18 protein-coding genes are annotated in these 16,781 nt (G+C 34.4%); 6 read left to right on the forward strand and 12 right to left on the reverse strand.

Annotated features, from left to right (window positions below; all coding sequences use genetic code 11):
• Nucleotides 1-146 precede the first annotated feature (146 nt).
• The 3 genes from BFS35_RS08635 to BFS35_RS08645 all read right to left on the reverse strand — a co-directional run bounded on the left by BFS35_RS08635 (nucleotide 147) and on the right by BFS35_RS08645 (nucleotide 3,790).
• Nucleotides 147-1,109 (reverse strand): 5-oxoprolinase subunit C family protein, encoded by a 963-nt coding sequence (locus tag BFS35_RS08635; RefSeq protein ID WP_099580252.1) that lies wholly within the window; start codon nucleotides 1,107-1,109, stop codon nucleotides 147-149.
• A 385-nt stretch (nucleotides 1,110-1,494) separates the two neighbouring features.
• The gene (locus BFS35_RS08640; RefSeq protein ID WP_117945998.1) at nucleotides 1,495-3,228 is read right to left on the reverse strand and encodes a bifunctional chorismate-binding protein/class IV aminotransferase; all 1,734 of its coding nucleotides are present in this window, start codon (nucleotides 3,226-3,228) and stop codon (nucleotides 1,495-1,497) included.
• Nucleotides 3,218-3,790, reverse strand: a complete 573-nt coding sequence (locus tag BFS35_RS08645; RefSeq protein WP_099580250.1) for an anthranilate synthase component II — start codon at nucleotides 3,788-3,790, stop codon at nucleotides 3,218-3,220. The genes BFS35_RS08640 and BFS35_RS08645 overlap by 11 nt, the downstream gene beginning before the upstream one ends.
• A gap of 200 nt (nucleotides 3,791-3,990) precedes the next feature.
• Between BFS35_RS08645 and queC the strand changes: the two genes are divergently transcribed.
• The 5 genes from queC (at nucleotide 3,991) to BFS35_RS08670 (ending at nucleotide 6,806) form a co-directional block, all read left to right on the forward strand.
• The gene (gene queC, locus BFS35_RS08650; RefSeq protein WP_099580248.1) at nucleotides 3,991-4,659 is read left to right on the forward strand and encodes a 7-cyano-7-deazaguanine synthase QueC; all 669 of its coding nucleotides are present in this window, start codon (nucleotides 3,991-3,993) and stop codon (nucleotides 4,657-4,659) included.
• The gene (gene queD / locus BFS35_RS08655; protein ID WP_205757157.1) at nucleotides 4,659-5,069 is read left to right on the forward strand and encodes a 6-carboxytetrahydropterin synthase QueD; all 411 of its coding nucleotides are present in this window, start codon (nucleotides 4,659-4,661) and stop codon (nucleotides 5,067-5,069) included. Before queC ends, queD begins: the two co-directional genes overlap by 1 nt.
• A complete protein-coding gene (gene queE, locus BFS35_RS08660; RefSeq protein ID WP_099580244.1) occupies nucleotides 5,066-5,776 on the forward strand; it encodes a 7-carboxy-7-deazaguanine synthase QueE in 711 nt (236 codons plus the stop codon). Before queD ends, queE begins: the two co-directional genes overlap by 4 nt.
• Nucleotides 5,777-5,837: 61 nt before the next feature.
• Nucleotides 5,838-6,443: a hypothetical protein gene (locus tag BFS35_RS08665; protein ID WP_158554286.1), complete on the forward strand. Its 606-nt coding sequence runs from the start codon at nucleotides 5,838-5,840 to the stop codon at nucleotides 6,441-6,443.
• Nucleotides 6,444-6,551: 108 nt separating this feature from the next.
• Complete coding sequence (locus BFS35_RS08670) at nucleotides 6,552-6,806, forward strand: GlsB/YeaQ/YmgE family stress response membrane protein (protein WP_099580240.1); 255 nt, start codon at nucleotides 6,552-6,554, stop codon at nucleotides 6,804-6,806.
• Nucleotides 6,807-6,839: 33 nt separating this feature from the next.
• Here BFS35_RS08670 and BFS35_RS08675 read toward each other — a convergent pair whose 3' ends face one another.
• Nucleotides 6,840-7,571 carry a YwiC-like family protein gene (locus tag BFS35_RS08675; protein WP_099580238.1) on the reverse strand — a complete coding sequence of 244 codons (732 nt, stop codon included), beginning with the start codon at nucleotides 7,569-7,571 and terminating at the stop codon, nucleotides 6,840-6,842.
• A 111-nt stretch (nucleotides 7,572-7,682) separates the two neighbouring features.
• The gene (locus BFS35_RS08680) at nucleotides 7,683-8,519 is read right to left on the reverse strand and encodes an aldo/keto reductase (RefSeq protein WP_099580235.1); all 837 of its coding nucleotides are present in this window, start codon (nucleotides 8,517-8,519) and stop codon (nucleotides 7,683-7,685) included.
• A gap of 128 nt (nucleotides 8,520-8,647) precedes the next feature.
• Between BFS35_RS08680 and BFS35_RS08685 the strand changes: the two genes are divergently transcribed.
• On the forward strand, nucleotides 8,648-9,433 hold the full coding sequence (locus tag BFS35_RS08685; protein WP_099580233.1) for a TIGR00266 family protein: 786 nt from the start codon (nucleotides 8,648-8,650) through the stop codon (nucleotides 9,431-9,433).
• Nucleotides 9,434-9,568: 135 nt separating this feature from the next.
• Here BFS35_RS08685 and BFS35_RS08690 read toward each other — a convergent pair whose 3' ends face one another.
• The 7 genes from BFS35_RS08690 to BFS35_RS08720 all read right to left on the reverse strand — a co-directional run bounded on the left by BFS35_RS08690 (nucleotide 9,569) and on the right by BFS35_RS08720 (nucleotide 16,752).
• Complete coding sequence (locus BFS35_RS08690) at nucleotides 9,569-10,279, reverse strand: pseudouridine synthase (protein ID WP_099580232.1); 711 nt, start codon at nucleotides 10,277-10,279, stop codon at nucleotides 9,569-9,571.
• A gap of 44 nt (nucleotides 10,280-10,323) precedes the next feature.
• The gene (locus tag BFS35_RS08695) at nucleotides 10,324-10,623 is read right to left on the reverse strand and encodes a DUF3817 domain-containing protein (RefSeq protein WP_099580230.1); all 300 of its coding nucleotides are present in this window, start codon (nucleotides 10,621-10,623) and stop codon (nucleotides 10,324-10,326) included.
• Nucleotides 10,616-11,962, reverse strand: a complete 1,347-nt coding sequence (locus BFS35_RS08700; RefSeq protein ID WP_099580228.1) for a hemolysin family protein — start codon at nucleotides 11,960-11,962, stop codon at nucleotides 10,616-10,618. The genes BFS35_RS08695 and BFS35_RS08700 overlap by 8 nt, the downstream gene beginning before the upstream one ends.
• Nucleotides 11,963-12,187: 225 nt before the next feature.
• Nucleotides 12,188-12,961 (reverse strand): alpha/beta fold hydrolase, encoded by a 774-nt coding sequence (locus BFS35_RS08705; RefSeq protein ID WP_099580497.1) that lies wholly within the window; start codon nucleotides 12,959-12,961, stop codon nucleotides 12,188-12,190.
• Between the two features lie 204 nt (nucleotides 12,962-13,165).
• Complete coding sequence (locus BFS35_RS08710; protein WP_099580227.1) at nucleotides 13,166-15,073, reverse strand: PTS fructose transporter subunit IIABC; 1,908 nt, start codon at nucleotides 15,071-15,073, stop codon at nucleotides 13,166-13,168.
• A gap of 10 nt (nucleotides 15,074-15,083) precedes the next feature.
• A complete protein-coding gene (gene pfkB / locus BFS35_RS08715) occupies nucleotides 15,084-16,004 on the reverse strand; it encodes a 1-phosphofructokinase (RefSeq protein ID WP_099580225.1) in 921 nt (306 codons plus the stop codon).
• Nucleotides 16,005-16,014: 10 nt separating this feature from the next.
• A complete protein-coding gene (locus BFS35_RS08720; protein WP_099580223.1) occupies nucleotides 16,015-16,752 on the reverse strand; it encodes a DeoR/GlpR family DNA-binding transcription regulator in 738 nt (245 codons plus the stop codon).
• Between the last annotated feature and the right edge of the window lie 29 nt (nucleotides 16,753-16,781).

Raw genomic sequence — 16,781 nt, forward strand, 5'->3', positions numbered from 1 at the left:
CACTTTATTATATATTGTAACATATACGTAATGTTTTTTTCTGTGTACAATATATTAATTTATACCGTTTGCACAAAAATTTCAAGTGTTTTTACTTAATAAGTATCTTTTTCGTGTAAAAAGTGACCGAATTGTGACGAACATGTCTATACATTCAATTCCTTTTGATGGAGAAACTCAATTTGCGCTAATACCGTCTTTAGCCAGTTTTCATAACTCTTTTGTTGTCGTTCTAATTCACTTTTAGAAACCCATTTAAAATACAATTTTGACCCTGGCTTCTTTTGAGATAGTTTAGGTAAATGATACGGTGCAATATTAGCGATATATGAGAAATCATTGTCCTGATGCATACTCTTTAATACAATAACAAGATCACCGTCCTGTGTGAGTTGTAAAGCTCCGCTTTGTTTTATACGGATGTTTGTTGTACATGCCGGGCAAGTTATCGTATTCCCTTCAAGAATAAAGCCGGTTCTATCAAAACGATTTGTTACGATATAAATATCTTCCTGTAATGCTTGTTTCGTTTCACCTGATAATTCATTCTCACTTACTGATTCCAGATGAAAAACATCCGAATAATAAATGCGTGCCAATGAATAAGCATCAATGCCCCATGTCGTTTCTTTTCGTTTTGCTATATTTTCGAACAATTTTTTCTGAAATGGTGTGTAACTACGTGCCAATTCAAATCGTGCACCTGCTTGAATAATATAATCTTCTGTATCCTTTAAGCGACAACTATCGATTTGCAGACCACCGGCAATTGCCATATAAACACGAGTACCTTTTTTAGGTTGACCAAAGTAAAGGGTTTCTCCTCTTTCCATAAGATGCACTTTCATTGGCATAATACGTCTTTCATCAGTATAAGCGTAAAACTCAGCTCCCATTAAAGCGATTAACGTCGGTTCACGAAAGTGTATGGTCGGCGCCTGGAAAGTCATTTCAATCGTTGGTGTATTAACTGGATTACCTACTAATGCATTTCCTAATATATGAGATAATGCATCACATGGGCCATTTAAAGATAATGAAGCATTTTCTTTAGTTTCTAACTGTTGAAAAGTTGTATAAATACCTGCTGTTTGAAATATGATAGACATCGTTATATTTCCCTTCTCATTAAATTTACAATATTAATATAACCTTTACATCGGCCTAAAGTCGTAAAAAAATTCTACCGCTTATGATCGGTAGAATATATTGGTAATATCAATCAATATGGTTCTAAAACAAAAAGCGATAAACGTAACAATTATTATAGATGCGATCATCGTCACATATAACATCACCAGAGCGTTATTCGTCTTATCATCTTTAAAAAGTTTGATGATATATCGATTCATTATATAGACTAATAGCGATAAGCCTGCTAATAGAAATAAAATCATGAGGAAATTCATCATTCGCTTCACCTATTTTTCGGATTTTACACTTTAATAGCATTTATTATAACGCTTTTGAGTGTATTAATAAACCAGGAATATATTATTTTAATTGTAATGCTACCTGAACCCATTCTCTTAAGCTATTAATCATATATAATTTAACATCTCCAGCACGATACTTTTCAATAAAAGTTGCTAATTCAATTTCCGCTTCTTTCACTTCACCACGATCCAGTAGCGCACTTCTCATACACCCATTCAGTATGTAGTCATGCTTTGGGGTGTAGTACATCCCATCACTTTCGATAATTGCATTTCCTATATTAAACTCAAGTAGATATTTACCATCATGAAATAATGTTAAGCCATCAGATGCATATTGACTACGCACGGACGTTTTATTTTGATGGAACGCTTTTTTATTAAAATGCATCAAACGTAATGCTGCTTTATGATTAAATGTGCCGATGGATTTAATTGATGAAGAAATATTACCATTACAATCAACTGTTATTCGCAACATAAAAGGTTGATCTTCATTTATATCCTGAAAGGTTGAATCAAAAAGACTATCCAGTTTATTTTCATCATAATCAATTTCAAAATGATTTAATGCTTTCATCAATCGAGCTTTATGATACGCTTTTCTTTTAATTTCTCCACATTCAACACGCATCGTTTCAATAAGATGGAAATCATCTGGTAAAGTTACGCTTGTATCACGGATATAATCTAGTATTTTGGACTTGGCCACCATTTCGTCATACTCAAGTTCAGGATTCGAATCAATTGTGATTCCTCCACCGACGCCATACGTCACTACTTCCTCATTATGCTTATATTCAAGCGTTCTAATCGGTACGTTAAAGATTGCAACTTCATTTGGTACGATTAAACCAATTGTGCCGCAATATACTGAACGTTCTGTGTCTTCAAGACGATTGATAATGTTCATCGTAGACTGTTTCGGTGCTCCTGTGATCGAACCACACGGAAACAATGCTTTCATGATATCATATAAACCTTTGTCTTCTAATGTAGCAGTGATTGTTGAAGTCATTTGGTAGACCGATTTAAATCGCTCAATCGTAAAGAGATGTGGTACCTTTACACTACCTTTCTTTGCGATTTTACTCAAATCATTGCGTAATAAGTCGACAATCATCACATTTTCAGCTCTATCTTTGACTGAGTCTTTTAAAAACTGAAAGTTTTGTATGTCTTTTGCTGGATTGCTGTCCGTTGGCATCGTACCCTTCATCGGTTTCGTCAGAACCTCTTTTGTGTTGAAATCATACTGAAAGAAAAGTTCTGGAGAGATGCTGACGATTGTTTGTGTGTCATCTTCAATATATGCAGTATAATCACCATGCTGTTTTGAGAGCTTTTCGTATACGTGATAAAGATTGTGTTTATTATTCTTGGCCAGCAATCTTGTCGTGTAATTCACCTGATACGTATTGCCTAATCTGATTTCCTGCTGAATAGCTTCAATCTGATTTATGATATGTGCTTTATCATGCATAAATTGAAAATCAAGGGTTATATTTGGTGCCCCTTCATTGAAAGACTTATTTATCACACGCTCACGATTGAAATAATATAATTTTATTAACTGATCGCTATCTTTTGTATTAAGCAAAGGATCGAACAGTCTACTCGCTTCATATTTCATTACAACAAGTACAATATATCCACTTGTTTCCGCTTCATGCAGCGCTGCTTCAACTTTATCTGCATCATTAACAACGACCACTTTCGATGGTTGCTCGAACTTAAAATGATAGTTCCTATCTTCTTCAGCAATATATTTAAAGTTAATTTCAGCTTTCATATATATCTCCTTTAATGAATGATGCTAACATCTTTAATCCATCGGTTGTAAGAATCGATTCCGGATGAAACTGAATACCATATATCGGTAACGCTTCATGACGTACGCCCATAATAATATTATCTTCTGTCCAGGCAGTCTTTTTAAGCGGTAATTCTACTTTTCCCTTTTGTCCTAACGAGTGATATCTAGCTACTTTTGTAGGTGAAGCAATGTCTTTAAAAATCATATTACCATCATGAAAGATATCTACCTGATGGCCGTGTACCGGTCTTAATTGCTTTATTACATTATTATAATGCATCATAATAACCTGAAACCCTAAACAGACACCAAGTATGGGTATTGTTCCACCAAATTTATCTAAAATGTCATGCGCCAATTTCGCATCTCTAGGATGACCTGGTCCAGGAGATAAAATAATATGCGATGGATTTATTTTTCTTATATCTTCTATAGTGATTTCATCTATTGTTTTTGTCACGACATTTTCATCTAACTGCTCTATGTAATGCACAATATTATATGTAAACGAATCGTGATGATCAATCATAAGTATCATTTAAATGCCTCATTTATTATTTTAATGTAAAATGCTTTATTAATTTTCGTTTATTAATTTAATGATTTTATTATATCTTTAATATGTTATAATGAGAAACGAAATTTAATAAGAGGTTCCTAGCACATACCCTCTATAAAAAACTAGTTTGACATCTTGCTAGGGGAAGGTGTCTTTTTTTATTGAAAAGAGGAATGATAATGGAAAAACAATTAAACAGCAACAAAGCACTTGTCGTATTCAGTGGTGGCCAAGATAGTACAACTTGTCTATTCTGGGCGATGGAAAGATATAGTGATGTTGAAGTTGTAACATTTAATTATGGTCAACGACATGCTCTAGAAATTGATATCGCTAAACAAATTGCAAATGAGCAAGGCATAAAACACCATATATTAGATATGTCATTGTTATCTCAGCTGTCACCTAATGCTTTAACAAATCATGATGTTGCAATCACTCATGATAATAATGTTCCGAATACGTTTGTGCCGGCACGTAATTTATTATTTATGAGCTTTGCAGCAGCACTGGCCTATCAAATAGAAGCAAAACACATTATTACAGGTGTGTGCGAAACAGACTTCTCAGGATATCCTGACTGTCGTGATAACTTTATTAAGTCATTAAATGTAACGATAAATTTATCGATGGATGTTAACTTTGAAATTCACACACCTTTGATGTGGCTCAACAAGAAAGAAACATGGGCACTTGCTGATGCACTCGGTAAACTAGACTACGTTAGAAATAAAACGCTCACTTGTTATGAAGGGATCCCTGCAGACGGATGCGGAGAATGTCCAAGCTGTAAACTCCGTAACAAAGGACTCAATGATTATTTAAATGAAAAGGAAGTTTTATCATGATGCAACAGATATATCCTCAAGTTAACCATACCTATGCTTTCGAATTAAATAAAGATATGAACTTTTCAGCAGCCCATTATATTCCTGACGAACGCGCTGGCGTATGCAGCAGAACGCACGGACATACGTACTTTGTCAATGTGACAATCGCTGGCAATCACTTGGATGAAATGGGATTCTTAGTGAATTTCAGAGATATTAAATCAATAATTAATGATACCTTTGATCATACTCTAATCAATGATTTACCCGAGTTAAAAGATAAAATGCCATCAACAGAACTTGTCGCGAAAACAATATTCGATATGATTGACAATCATTTAAATACACTGCCACATGCACCAAAAGTATTACAAGTCTTCTTACGTGAAACACCAACAAGCTATGTTATTTATAGAGGTGTACGATGAAAATACCAGTACTCGAAATATTTGGTCCTACGATACAAGGTGAAGGTGCAGTCATTGGTCGTAAAACAATGTTTGTAAGAACAGCTGGCTGTGACTTTAAATGTGACTGGTGTGATTCTAAATTTACATGGGATGGTAGCGCAAAAGACGACATAGAAATGCTTACAGCAGATATTATCTTTGAACGCCTGCAGCAACTCGCACCGAATAACTTTAATCACGTAACGATTTCCGGTGGTAATCCTGCATTAATTAAAAATATTGCTACACTCGTCGAATTATTACATGCACATAATATAGAAGTTGCACTTGAAACACAAGGGAGTAAGTTTCAGTCATGGATGACTGATATTGATCAATTGACCCTAAGTCCAAAACCGCCAAGTTCAAAGATGAAGCAGGATATGCATCAACTCGATTTTGTCATCAATCAATTAGAATATAATAAAGTCTCGTTAAAAATAGTAATTTTTAATGATGATGACTATAAGTTTGCACAGATGATTCATCATCGTTATCCGAATATAAAATTTTACTTACAGGTTGGTAATCCATATTTAGATGAAACTGTTAATGACCACACAGAAAAATTACTCGCTAGATATGAAGCATTAATTGATAAAGTAATGCAGGATAATACGATGAATGATTGCTATGTTTTACCTCAACTACATACATTATTATGGAGTAATAAAAAAGGCGTTTAATCTATGCATTAAACGCCTTACTTGTTATAATTCTTTTATGTGGCTAAAAAAGGAGGTAGAAATGATGGAAAAAGTAATATTACTCAATATTTTCATTACATGCACCTTATTTCTATACTTCTATAAAAAAGAATTAAAAAATTCCTATATACCACTCATATTTAGCAGTTTGCTTGTAACGCTCATCAACTATCCTGTCATTGGAACAAGTAACTTTATATCAAAGACAGTTGTATTATTTGTAATGGTGACAAGCATCGTTCATATTTATTTAAGATATTATCATTATGAACATTATCATATTTATATTCATAATCGTTTCATACATTTTATATTTGCGATAGTATTTAATATATCTATACCATTTATCTTGATAACATCACCACAATCTATCTATCAATCTAGTGCATATTTAAGTGTGTCAGTTTTTATACTTGGTTTAATTCTGTATCAGCTTTCAGAAATCGATCGTCCTGTACGCTGGTTCCAAATCGATCGTATGAATACATATCGTTATATTAAACACCCTAAACAATTAGGTGAGATATTTTTTGCAATAAGTTATTGCTTACTCACGCTATTTCTACCTTATAGTTTCATCTATATTATTACCGGTATAACATACATATTCTATATAAAGAAAACATGCCTATTCAAGGAAACCTAAATAAATTGCATATAAATGTTTATACAATTTTCGTAAGGGTATTAACTACTATAAGCAAAAGCTTATTATGTTTTTATTCTATACTTAAATTATTAGGAGGTTTATCATATGGGCTTAATTATTATGTTAATTGTCGGTGGACTTGTAGGTTGGGTTGCCGGAATGATTATGGGAACTGATATCCCAGGTGGAAAAATTGGTAACATTATCGCAGGTTTACTTGGCGCATGGATTGGTGGACAACTTATCCCTGGTTTCGGACCTGAGTTCGGTGGCGTTTATATTATTCCAGCATTAGTTGGTACAGTATTATTAATCGCTATCCTGTCTATCATTTTACAAATGATGCACAAACGTCGTTAATTAAAAAAAGCCCATTTGGGCTTTTTTTATGCATTAATTTAAATATTGTGTGATAAAGATTCCAACAAAGACAGTTATAAATACTGCATTCGCAATTTCTACAATCCCGATCTTCATTGGTTTCATCTGTTTACCATAAAACGCGACTGCTCTCATCAAACTTGGAATAAATGCGACACCTATTAGTGGATGTACAATAAATGCAAGTATTAGCCCTATTAAATGATAACTATATGAAATATATTTATATTTAATATTTTTCTTCTCTCGAATCATCGTCTTCACATAAAATGTTGTTCCTACAAAATAAAGAAAACTAATCAAAAAGATATAAATCATCTTTGTATCAAATTGCCCTTCTCCGATAAAGTATGATAGTAATCCCGCAATCGAAAAAATTGTAATTGCACTAAAGTCATTGAGTAGATGACGTTCATTACGTTTTGAAGCAAAATATAAGTTGATCGCTCCAAACGGAAGCATTGCTGCAAAAAATAATAATATACGGTAATCATATAAAACAACTGGAATAAGCAATACAATAGCAATCGTCAAAAATAATAGACTTCCTTTAATATAGGCAAAATTTTTCTTACGCTGTTTGACATAAAATAATACATTATCGATAAAGAAGAAGATCATAAACCAGGCAGCAAAAAATAATAATTGATACACATTAAATTGACTTGCAAACATTCCGAACAATACCGGCATAATAATCATTGCCCATGCACCGTGTTGATTTGGCTTTTTAAATTTCATCATTATCACCTCAACACCTATTGTACTAAAAGATGTATATAAAATACCTCTTTAAATATATCAATTTAATGACGATATTTAAGAGGTATGAAAAATATGAATAAACATTAGCAATTATTTCAAATCTCCCATATTCACTACATCAGGATCTTTAAACTGTCTTTCATTCTTGTTTAGTGTGTCAATTGCTTGTATATCCGCTTCATTTAATTCGAAATCAAAAATATCATAATTCTCTGCTATTCTTTCAGGATTCCTGGATTTAGGAATAACGATACGACCACTATCAATATGCCAACGTAAAATAATTTGAGGCACAGTTTTGTTATATTGTTCTGCGATACTTTGTAACACTTCGTTATTAAACAGATCGCCACCTCGCATTAACGGACTCCATGCAGTCACTAAAATATCCTGCGCCTTACAATACGCTTGTAAATCTTTCTGATTAAATATCGGATGATATTCTATTTGATTGACTACAGGTTTAACTTTAGCTACTGCTAGTAATTTTTCCAGGTGATGTTGTTTAAAGTTCGCAACCCCTAAAGATTTTATCTTACCTTCAGCGTATAACGCTTCCATCGCCTGATAACTTTCGATAAATAGATCATTATCCGGACATGGCCAATGTATTAAATATAAATCGATATAATCAAGTCCTAACTTCTCTAAAGAATCATTGAACGCTTTCTTAGTATTCTCATAGCCTTGATCATCATTCCAGAGTTTAGTTGTCACAAATAAAGATTCACGCGGTACACCACTACTTTTCAATGCTTTACCAAGAGACGCTTCATTAAAATAAAAGTGTGCTGTATCAAATGCTCGGTACCCTGCTTTGATTGCAGCGTCAACTGCATCCTGCATCTCTTCATCCGTTATTTTGTATACACCTAGCCCTAACATTGGCATTTCAATACCATTGTTTAATGTCACAGTCTTTGTCATAAGATTCACTCCTTTACTTAATAGTACGACTAACATATTATTTATTCAAAAGTTATGGGTTTATATAAGCGAAGAAATCAATTGTTTTGTATAATGAAAGTGAAATAATATAATTGGAGGCGACTATTGTGAATAACCACGAAATTGATTACAAGATTTACGGCGATGATATGCAATATGTAGAAATCGAATTAGATCCGAACGAAACTGTCGTTTCAGAAGCTGGATCAATGATGATGATTAATCCATCGATTGAAATGCAAACTATCTTTGGTGATGGTTCTTCATCAGGTGGCAGTGGATTTATGGATAAATTATTTGCGGCAGGTAAACGAACGTTAACTGGTGAAAGTTTATTTATGACAACATTTACGAACCGGGGACACGGCAAAGAACATGTATATTTTGCAGCGCCATATCCAGGTAAAATCATACCTATAGATTTATCTGAAGTAGATGGGGAATTTATTTGTCAAAAAGATGCGTTCTTAGCGGCAGCTCAAGGTGTAAGCGTTGGAATCGCATTCCAAAAAAGATTAGGTGTAGGATTCTTCGGTGGTGAAGGTTTTATTATGCAACGCTTGCAAGGTGACGGTATGGCGTTTATTCATGCAGGTGGGGCAATCATGCGTAAGAATTTACAACCTGGGGAAGTATTACTTGTCGATACAGGATGTCTTGTAGGTATGTCTAAAGATGTTGATTATGATATTCAAACAGTTCCTGGACTTAAAACAAAATTATTTGGTGGCGAAGGTATCTTCTTAGCAAGACTTCAAGGCCCAGGTACAGTGTATATTCAATCTTTACCATTCTCTAGATTTGCATCAAGAATCTTCGCTGCAGCACCAGTGACAGGTAAACAAACAGGTGAAAGCGGTATTGGTGGTATATTCGATATGTTTAGTGATTAATTGATGAATTATAATATTTGAAAAAGCATCCCTTGGTTGAGGGATGCTTTTTTGGATGGTAAAACTTAAGTTAGTTATTATTTGCTTTATTGAAAGAAATGATATTACATTGCTTTCTTCATAAAACACCCTCGTCTATCGCTTCGGTGTATATCCTAACATATCAAACAGTTCATTTTTCTCGCTATCCGTTAAATCTTTCCACTGCCCTAACTTCAAGTCATCAACTAGTATATTCATCACACGTAGTCGACGTAACTGCTTTACTTCATATCCTAACGCTTCACACATACGTCGAATCTGTCTGTTAAGTCCTTGCGTGAGTATAATTTTAAAGGTCTTAGCATTCACTTTTGTAACAACAGCAGGTAAAGTTACTGTGTCTAAAATTTCAACACCTTCAGACATTTGCTTAATAAAGTCCGCTGTTATAGGCTTATCTACTGTCACAATATATTCTTTTTCGTGTTTCCCTTCTTTACGCAGAATTTCATTAACAATATCTCCGTCATTCGTCAGTAATATTAAACCTTCACTATCCTTATCTAAACGCCCAATATGAAATATACGTTCAGCGTGTCCAACGAAATCCACAATATTGCCTTTTATATGACGTTCTGTTGTAGATGTAATACCACGTGGTTTATTGAGTTTAATATAAACATAGCCCTTATCAGTATTTAAAGTCACTACTTTATTATCAACTTCAACAACATCACTTTCTGAAACTTTGCTACCAAGTTCAGCTTTCACACCGTTTATCTTAATGCGTCCCGCTTCAATCCATTTATCCGCACCACGTCTCGAACAAATGCCTGCTTCAGATAAAAATTTATTGATTCTCATCATAAATGCCTCCAAAAAAAGAAAGAGCATTTCAGCTCTTATCTTTAATAGTATTTAGAACGTACAAAATAGTGATCATATATAAATGTACCAAAAGGTATAAATGCGACAATAAAACCTGCAAGTGGCCATTTAAAATTCCACTTCACCTTAATCGTCATCAACACTAAAGTCACAATATAGATCGTAAATAAAAATCCATGAATTGATCCTACTACTGTCACTACTTCAGGTTTACCAGCCATATATTTTAATGGCATTGCAATCCCCATTAACAATAGTAGTGATCCACCTTCTAAAAATCCAAAAAATCGAAATACACTTTTTAATGTTTGATTATTCATCTATAACGTCCTCATCTACTTCTGTTACTGAACGAGATGCATTAAATTCTTTGTGTAATGCAACAGATTTAATCTGATGGTTTTCAGCATCCAATACAACCCATTTATCATATTTAGTATCAACATAATCATCTTTATCGATATCTGGATTTTGAGCCTGCATCCACCCACCAATCGTATCAATATCTTCTGAATCTTCAAAAACGATGCCAAATTTCTCTTCGATATCATCTAATAATACACGACCATTTATCTGATAAGTGTTGTCACCAGTTTTGATAATATCATTGACCTCATCTTCGTCAAACTCATCACGAATTTCACCAACGATTTCTTCTAAAATATCTTCCATCGTCAAGATACCAGCTGTTCCACCATATTCATCAATCACTAATGCGATATGTACACGCTCGCGCTGCATCTTAATCAGTGCATCACTAATACGCGTTACTTCATGAATCAGCGGCAGGTCATGAATATGATCTTTAATACGTACAGGATCCCCTGAAGCATATTTCGTTAAAAATTCTTTCACGTTAATAAACCCGATAATATGGTCTTTATCACCATCTTCTGAAATTGGATAACGTGTAAATTGATGTTCATTAATAACTTCTAATAATTCATCAATATTAAATGGTTGTGTTAACGTAATCATTTGTGTACGTGGTACCATAATATCTTTTGCTAAACGTTCATCAAAGCTGAAGATATTTTGCATATACGCAAGTTCAGTATGATTGATTTCTCCACTTTGATAACTTTGCGTCATAATTATCTTTAACTCTTCTTCACTCATTGCCTGATCATGATCAGCAGGCTGAACACCAAAGATGCGTAAGATTAAACGCGCAGTTCCATTCATTGACCAAATAAGTGGCTTCATAATAAAACCAAAGAAATACAATGGACGCGCAAATGCTAATGTCATTTTCTCAGCATATTGAATCGCTAAAGTTTTCGGTGCTAGCTCTCCGATAACAACATGTATAAACGTAACGATAAAGAAACTTAAAAATACAGTAATCGGCTTACTCATATCAGTTGGAATGTGTAACAAATGAAGCACCGGGTGAATTAAAGATTCGAATGTCGATTCTCCAATCCAACCTAAACCTAATGCTGTTACTGTAATCCCTAATTGACATGCAGATAAATAGTAATCTAAATGATGGACCATATGCTGTACAATTTTAGCAGCACTATTCCCTTCACTAACAAGTTGATCTATACGTGACGTTCGAACCTTTACTAAACTAAATTCTGATCCAACGAATAAAGCAGTAAGTAATATTAATAAAGCAAATAATAATAAATTTGATATGGTATGTATGTCCAATTAATTCCCTATGACTAGGGATTCACCTCCGGTTTTTGTTTAGTGACTACTGAAGTCACAAATGTTTGTTTGATATTTTTTAAAAGATTAAAAGGAATGAAGTTAGTATCAAGCTGTAAATTTATGGCCTTCCCAATAGTAGTCACCTCCTGAGATAAAATTGAAAGACTAGGGTTATTTTAACACAAAAATACTCCTTTGTGTGAGAAAGGAGTATTACAATCCTTACGAATATGTAGAGATAAATTTTTGACTTAAGGTATTAAAAGCTTCTGGCTGATCTATATTGCATACATGTCCAGAATCTTTAATAATTTCTAAGCCGAAGTTGGAATAGTTATCAACTACTTTTTGTACAGGTGGAATAAATAAATAATCTTCGTCACCCATTAAAAAAAGTGTTGGAATCTTTTTCGTTGAAACTTGTAAATGACTTAAATATGGATTGATCAGTCGCGTTAAACTGAACCATTTCACAAATTGTTTCTGACTCATTTTCTTAGCTTCATTGATAAAAGCAAGACGAGATTCCTCATGCTCTTTACGAGGCATAATAATATAAGCAAAAAGTTTATATAATAGCATATACGGAATAAAATTCTTTGAAATACGACCAACCATTAACAAAAACTTTGTACGAATATCCAGACTGATAATCGCACCACCTAATACAAGAGAACGTACTCTATCCGGATATTCATCAGCAATCGTCTGAGCAACGATTGTCCCTAAACTCAAACTAATGATATGCGTACTTTTAATATTTAATTCATCAAGTACTTCAATTACCTCTGCAGCAAGTGTCTTAAATGAATCTGTCTTCTTCCATACAACTTCTGTCGACTTCCCGTGACCTCTTAAATCTACGAGTAAAATATTATAGTCCTTGCGAAAGTATCTGATTTGTTTAAACCAAATGGTTGAGCTCCCGCCAGCTCCGTGGATAAAAGTAATCCAAGGTGCGTTTTCATCTTTTATATACGTTTTATGATATAACATATCGATCATCCGTTCTCTAATTATGTAGCTTTAATTAATAATACTAAATATACCCTAATATCATTATATTATACCACGGTTTTAAATATTTTTTTGTGAATGTTTTCAATATTTCTCAGGAAATATGGTAAAGTTTTATAAATCAAAAAGAACACCTGATGTCAATTCAAGTGTTCTTTTAAAGATAATATATGCTTTTATAAATTATGCTAATTCTGCTTCTTCTTCTAATTCCGCTTCTGTTGGTTTCTTTTTAAGCAAGCCATAAATCACTGCTGACACAACAACACCAATTAATAATGCTAATAAGAACATTGGCCAATGACCTTTATCTAAACCTACTACGAAAATACCACCATGTGGCGCAGGTACACGACATCCAAATGCCATAGCGAGTGCGCCTGCTGTTGCACTACCAGCAATCATTGATGGAATTACACGCGCAGGATCAGCTGCTGCGAACGGAATTGCACCTTCAGTAATAAATGATAATCCCATAACGATATTTGATAATAATGAACCTTTTTGAGTTTTTGTAAATTTATTTTTGAAAATAATCATTGATAATGCGATAGCTAGTGGTGGTACCATACCACCAATCATAGCTGCAGTAATCGGCGCATAGTTACCTGCTTCAATTGCTGCAAATCCAAATGCGTATGATGCTTTGTTAAATGGACCACCCATATCGATGGCCATCATACCACCTAATACTAAACCTAGAATTACAATGTTTGTGCCGTTCATGCTGTTTAATGTATCCGCCATTAATTTATTTAACCAGCTTGCTGGTGGATTAACAACATAGTACATTAATAATCCAGTACTTGCTACACCTAATAATGGGAATAATAATGTTGGTTTTAAACCGTCTAATGATTGAGGCATACCACTTAATAACTTTTTAATACCTTCAACTAAATAACCTGCTAAGAAACCTGCAATTAATCCTCCTAAGAATCCTGAACCACCACTTACCGCTAACATACCACCAACCATACCTGGTGCTAAACCTGGACGGTCTGCAATACTCATAGCGATGAAACCTGCTAAGATGGGTACCATTAATGCGAAAGCTGATTTGTTACCAACAGCCCATAATGCTTCAGCAAATGGATGATAGTCATCTGCTTTTGGATCAAATGAAGTAATACCGAACATAAATGCAAGTGCCATTAAAATACCACCAGCTACAACAAACGGTAACATATTTGATACACCTGACATTAAGTGTTTATAGAATCCTTTTTTCTCTTTGCTGCCTGAAGATTTCGCTTGTCCGCCTTTTGCTTCAAATAATGGACGTGTGTCATCCTGAGCCATATTGATTAACTCCTCAGGTCGTTTAATACCATCTGCTACAGGTACCATGACAACGTTCTTACCATGGAAACGATTTGTTTCAACGTTAACGTCTGCTGCTACAATGATTCCTTTAGCACGTGCTATTTCTTCATCAGTCAGACGGTTCTTAATACCACCAGAACCATTCGTCTCAACTTTAATCGGTACACCCATTTTCTTCGCCTGGTTTTTAAGTGCATCTGCTGCCATATACGTATGCGCAATTCCTGTTGGACATGCTGTAACTGCTAATACTAAATTGTCATTTGTAGCATTGCCAGTTGGCGCTAATACTACTTCTTCTTTTGTTTGTACTTCATCATTTTGTTCAATAATTTCTAATACTTCTTCTGCTGTTGCTGCATGTAATAATTGTGCACGCACTTCTTCATTCATCAATATGCCTGATAATTTAGCTAATGCATCTAAATGTGTTTGTGCTCCACCGGCTGGCGCTGCAATCATAAAGAATAATGTCGCAGGTTGCCCATCAAGTGATTCGTAATCAACACCTTCAATTGATTTACCGAAACCAATCGCAGGTTGAGCCACTGCATCCGTCTTAGCATGGGGAATTGCCACACCTTCTCCAACACCTGTCGTACTTTGTGCTTCACGTGCATGTATTGCTTCTTTATAGGCTTGTTTATCGTTTAAGACACCGGCATTATAAAGTGTCTCAACTAATTCATCGATAACACCATCTTTAGTTGTAGCCGATAAATCCATTGCAATCGTAGATTCTTTTAATAAATCTGTTATTCTCATGTTTACACCCCTATTTTCCTTCAATTTTTGTAATACTGACTTTATTTATTATTGCAGCGATTTGCTCGCTTGTTGCCAAATCTTCTGTAAATGCAGTTGCGGTGCCGCATGATACTGCCTGTCTGAAACTTTCTTCTATTGACTTATTTTGTGCAAGCCCAGCAACCATACCAGCGACTGTTGAGTCTCCTGATCCTACTGTATTAATGACCTTACCGTTAGGCACTGTAGCTTTATAACAACCATCTGCTGTAACAAGTATGGCACCTTCTCCACCAAGAGATACAAGAACATGCTTGGCACCTTGTTCCATCAATAAACGTGCTGCCTGAATCGTATCATGATCATCCTTTATAGTAAGATTAAACATTTCTTCTAACTCAACTTTATTAGGTTTTACGAACTCTGGATGATACGGTAAAGTTTGAGTTAGCAATGATTTCTCTGCATCTACGACAAATGGAATATGTTTCTCAGCACAAATTTGAGCAATCGTAGCATAAATATCGCCAGGCATTGATTTCGGGACAGATCCTGCAATGATGACATAGTCTTCTGTCGTGAGTGCTTTTATCTGATTCAGTAATGCTTCAAGGTTCGTTTCATTGATATCTGGTCCTGCAGCATTAATTTCTGTTTCAGTATCACCTTTTAATTTAACGTTAATGCGTGTATCTTCTTCAACAAGAATAAAGTCAGTGTGAATGTCTGCAGATTCAAGTTCATTCTTAATAAATGCGCCAGGAAATCCTCCGATATAGCCGAGTGCGGTTGATGTTTGATCTAGTGCTTTTAATACACGAGATACGTTGATACCTTTTCCTCCAGCGAACTTGTGGGTCGTTGTAGCACGATTTAAACCACCTAAATCAAAATCTTGTGTAAACATGACATAATCAATCGATGGGTTTAATGTTATTGTATAAATCATATGTGCTCCTTTAAATTAAGTATTTTTCATAGGGCTTAGTCTTTTCATTTTGCGCATTCGTAACAATAATGGTCTTTCCTTTTTCCAGATCGCAAATCTTTGCAAAAGTATATTCATCAAATTTTGAATCATCTATGAGAAAAAAAGATTTCTGTGCAATATTCACTGCAAGTTGCTTTATATAAGCTTCTTCAATATCCGGTGTAGTTAATCCATGTTGAATGTGGATACCATTTGCTCCCATAAATGCTTTATCAAATCTAAATTGCTTTAAATTTTCAATTGCCTGAACACCGATAGATGCATATGTATCTTTTTTAATAAATCCACCGATCATATAAACTTCTATCCCTTTATCAACAAGCTGCGGAACATGTGTTGCTCCATTCGTAACAACGGTAATATGTTGCTGTGTTAAATACGGAATCATTGCAAGTGTAGAACTACCAGCATCTAAATAAATACAATCATGATCTTTGATTTGTAAAGCAGCGATTTTTGCAATTTCATTTTTCTCTTCTACTTTGGTTGTTGACTTGACTGAAAATGCAATATCCCGATGTTTTTCAGTGAGTTTCTTCGCGCCACCATGGACACGAATGAGCTTGCCTTCATTTTCTAATGTAGATAAATCTCTACGAATCGTTGATTCACTACTTGAAGTAACTTCCATCAGTAACTGTAGTGATATCACATCATGTGCCTCTAATAGATTAAGGATGGTTTCATGTCTTTTAATCGTTAGCACGTTCATCCCTCCTTGAATACACTCATATC

Source organism: Macrococcoides goetzii (assembly GCF_002742385.2).
GTDB lineage: Bacteria > Bacillota > Bacilli > Staphylococcales > Staphylococcaceae > Macrococcoides > Macrococcoides goetzii.

Excerpts from the sequence above, each read along its gene's own strand:
- pfkB (WP_099580225.1), bottom strand. The coding sequence starts at position 16,004 with ATGATTTATACAATAACATTAAACCCATCGATTGATTATGTCATGTTT.
- BFS35_RS08695 (WP_099580230.1), bottom strand. The coding sequence starts at position 10,623 with ATGAATAATCAAACATTAAAAAGTGTATTTCGATTTTTTGGATTTTTA.
- queD (WP_205757157.1), top strand. The coding sequence starts at position 4,659 with ATGCAACAGATATATCCTCAAGTTAACCATACCTATGCTTTCGAATTA.
- BFS35_RS08705 (WP_099580497.1), bottom strand. The coding sequence starts at position 12,961 with ATGTTATATCATAAAACGTATATAAAAGATGAAAACGCACCTTGGATT.
- BFS35_RS08645 (WP_099580250.1), bottom strand. The coding sequence starts at position 3,790 with ATGATACTTATGATTGATCATCACGATTCGTTTACATATAATATTGTG.
- BFS35_RS08680 (WP_099580235.1), bottom strand. The coding sequence starts at position 8,519 with ATGACAAAGACTGTGACATTAAACAATGGTATTGAAATGCCAATGTTA.
- queC (WP_099580248.1), top strand. The coding sequence starts at position 3,991 with ATGGAAAAACAATTAAACAGCAACAAAGCACTTGTCGTATTCAGTGGT.
- BFS35_RS08665 (WP_158554286.1), top strand. The coding sequence starts at position 5,838 with ATGATGGAAAAAGTAATATTACTCAATATTTTCATTACATGCACCTTA.
- BFS35_RS08675 (WP_099580238.1), bottom strand. The coding sequence starts at position 7,571 with ATGATGAAATTTAAAAAGCCAAATCAACACGGTGCATGGGCAATGATT.
- BFS35_RS08640 (WP_117945998.1), bottom strand. The coding sequence starts at position 3,228 with ATGAAAGCTGAAATTAACTTTAAATATATTGCTGAAGAAGATAGGAAC.
- BFS35_RS08710 (WP_099580227.1), bottom strand. The coding sequence starts at position 15,073 with ATGAGAATAACAGATTTATTAAAAGAATCTACGATTGCAATGGATTTA.
- BFS35_RS08670 (WP_099580240.1), top strand. The coding sequence starts at position 6,552 with ATGGGCTTAATTATTATGTTAATTGTCGGTGGACTTGTAGGTTGGGTT.
- BFS35_RS08635 (WP_099580252.1), bottom strand. The coding sequence starts at position 1,109 with ATGTCTATCATATTTCAAACAGCAGGTATTTATACAACTTTTCAACAG.
- BFS35_RS08690 (WP_099580232.1), bottom strand. The coding sequence starts at position 10,279 with ATGAGAATCAATAAATTTTTATCTGAAGCAGGCATTTGTTCGAGACGT.
- queE (WP_099580244.1), top strand. The coding sequence starts at position 5,066 with ATGAAAATACCAGTACTCGAAATATTTGGTCCTACGATACAAGGTGAA.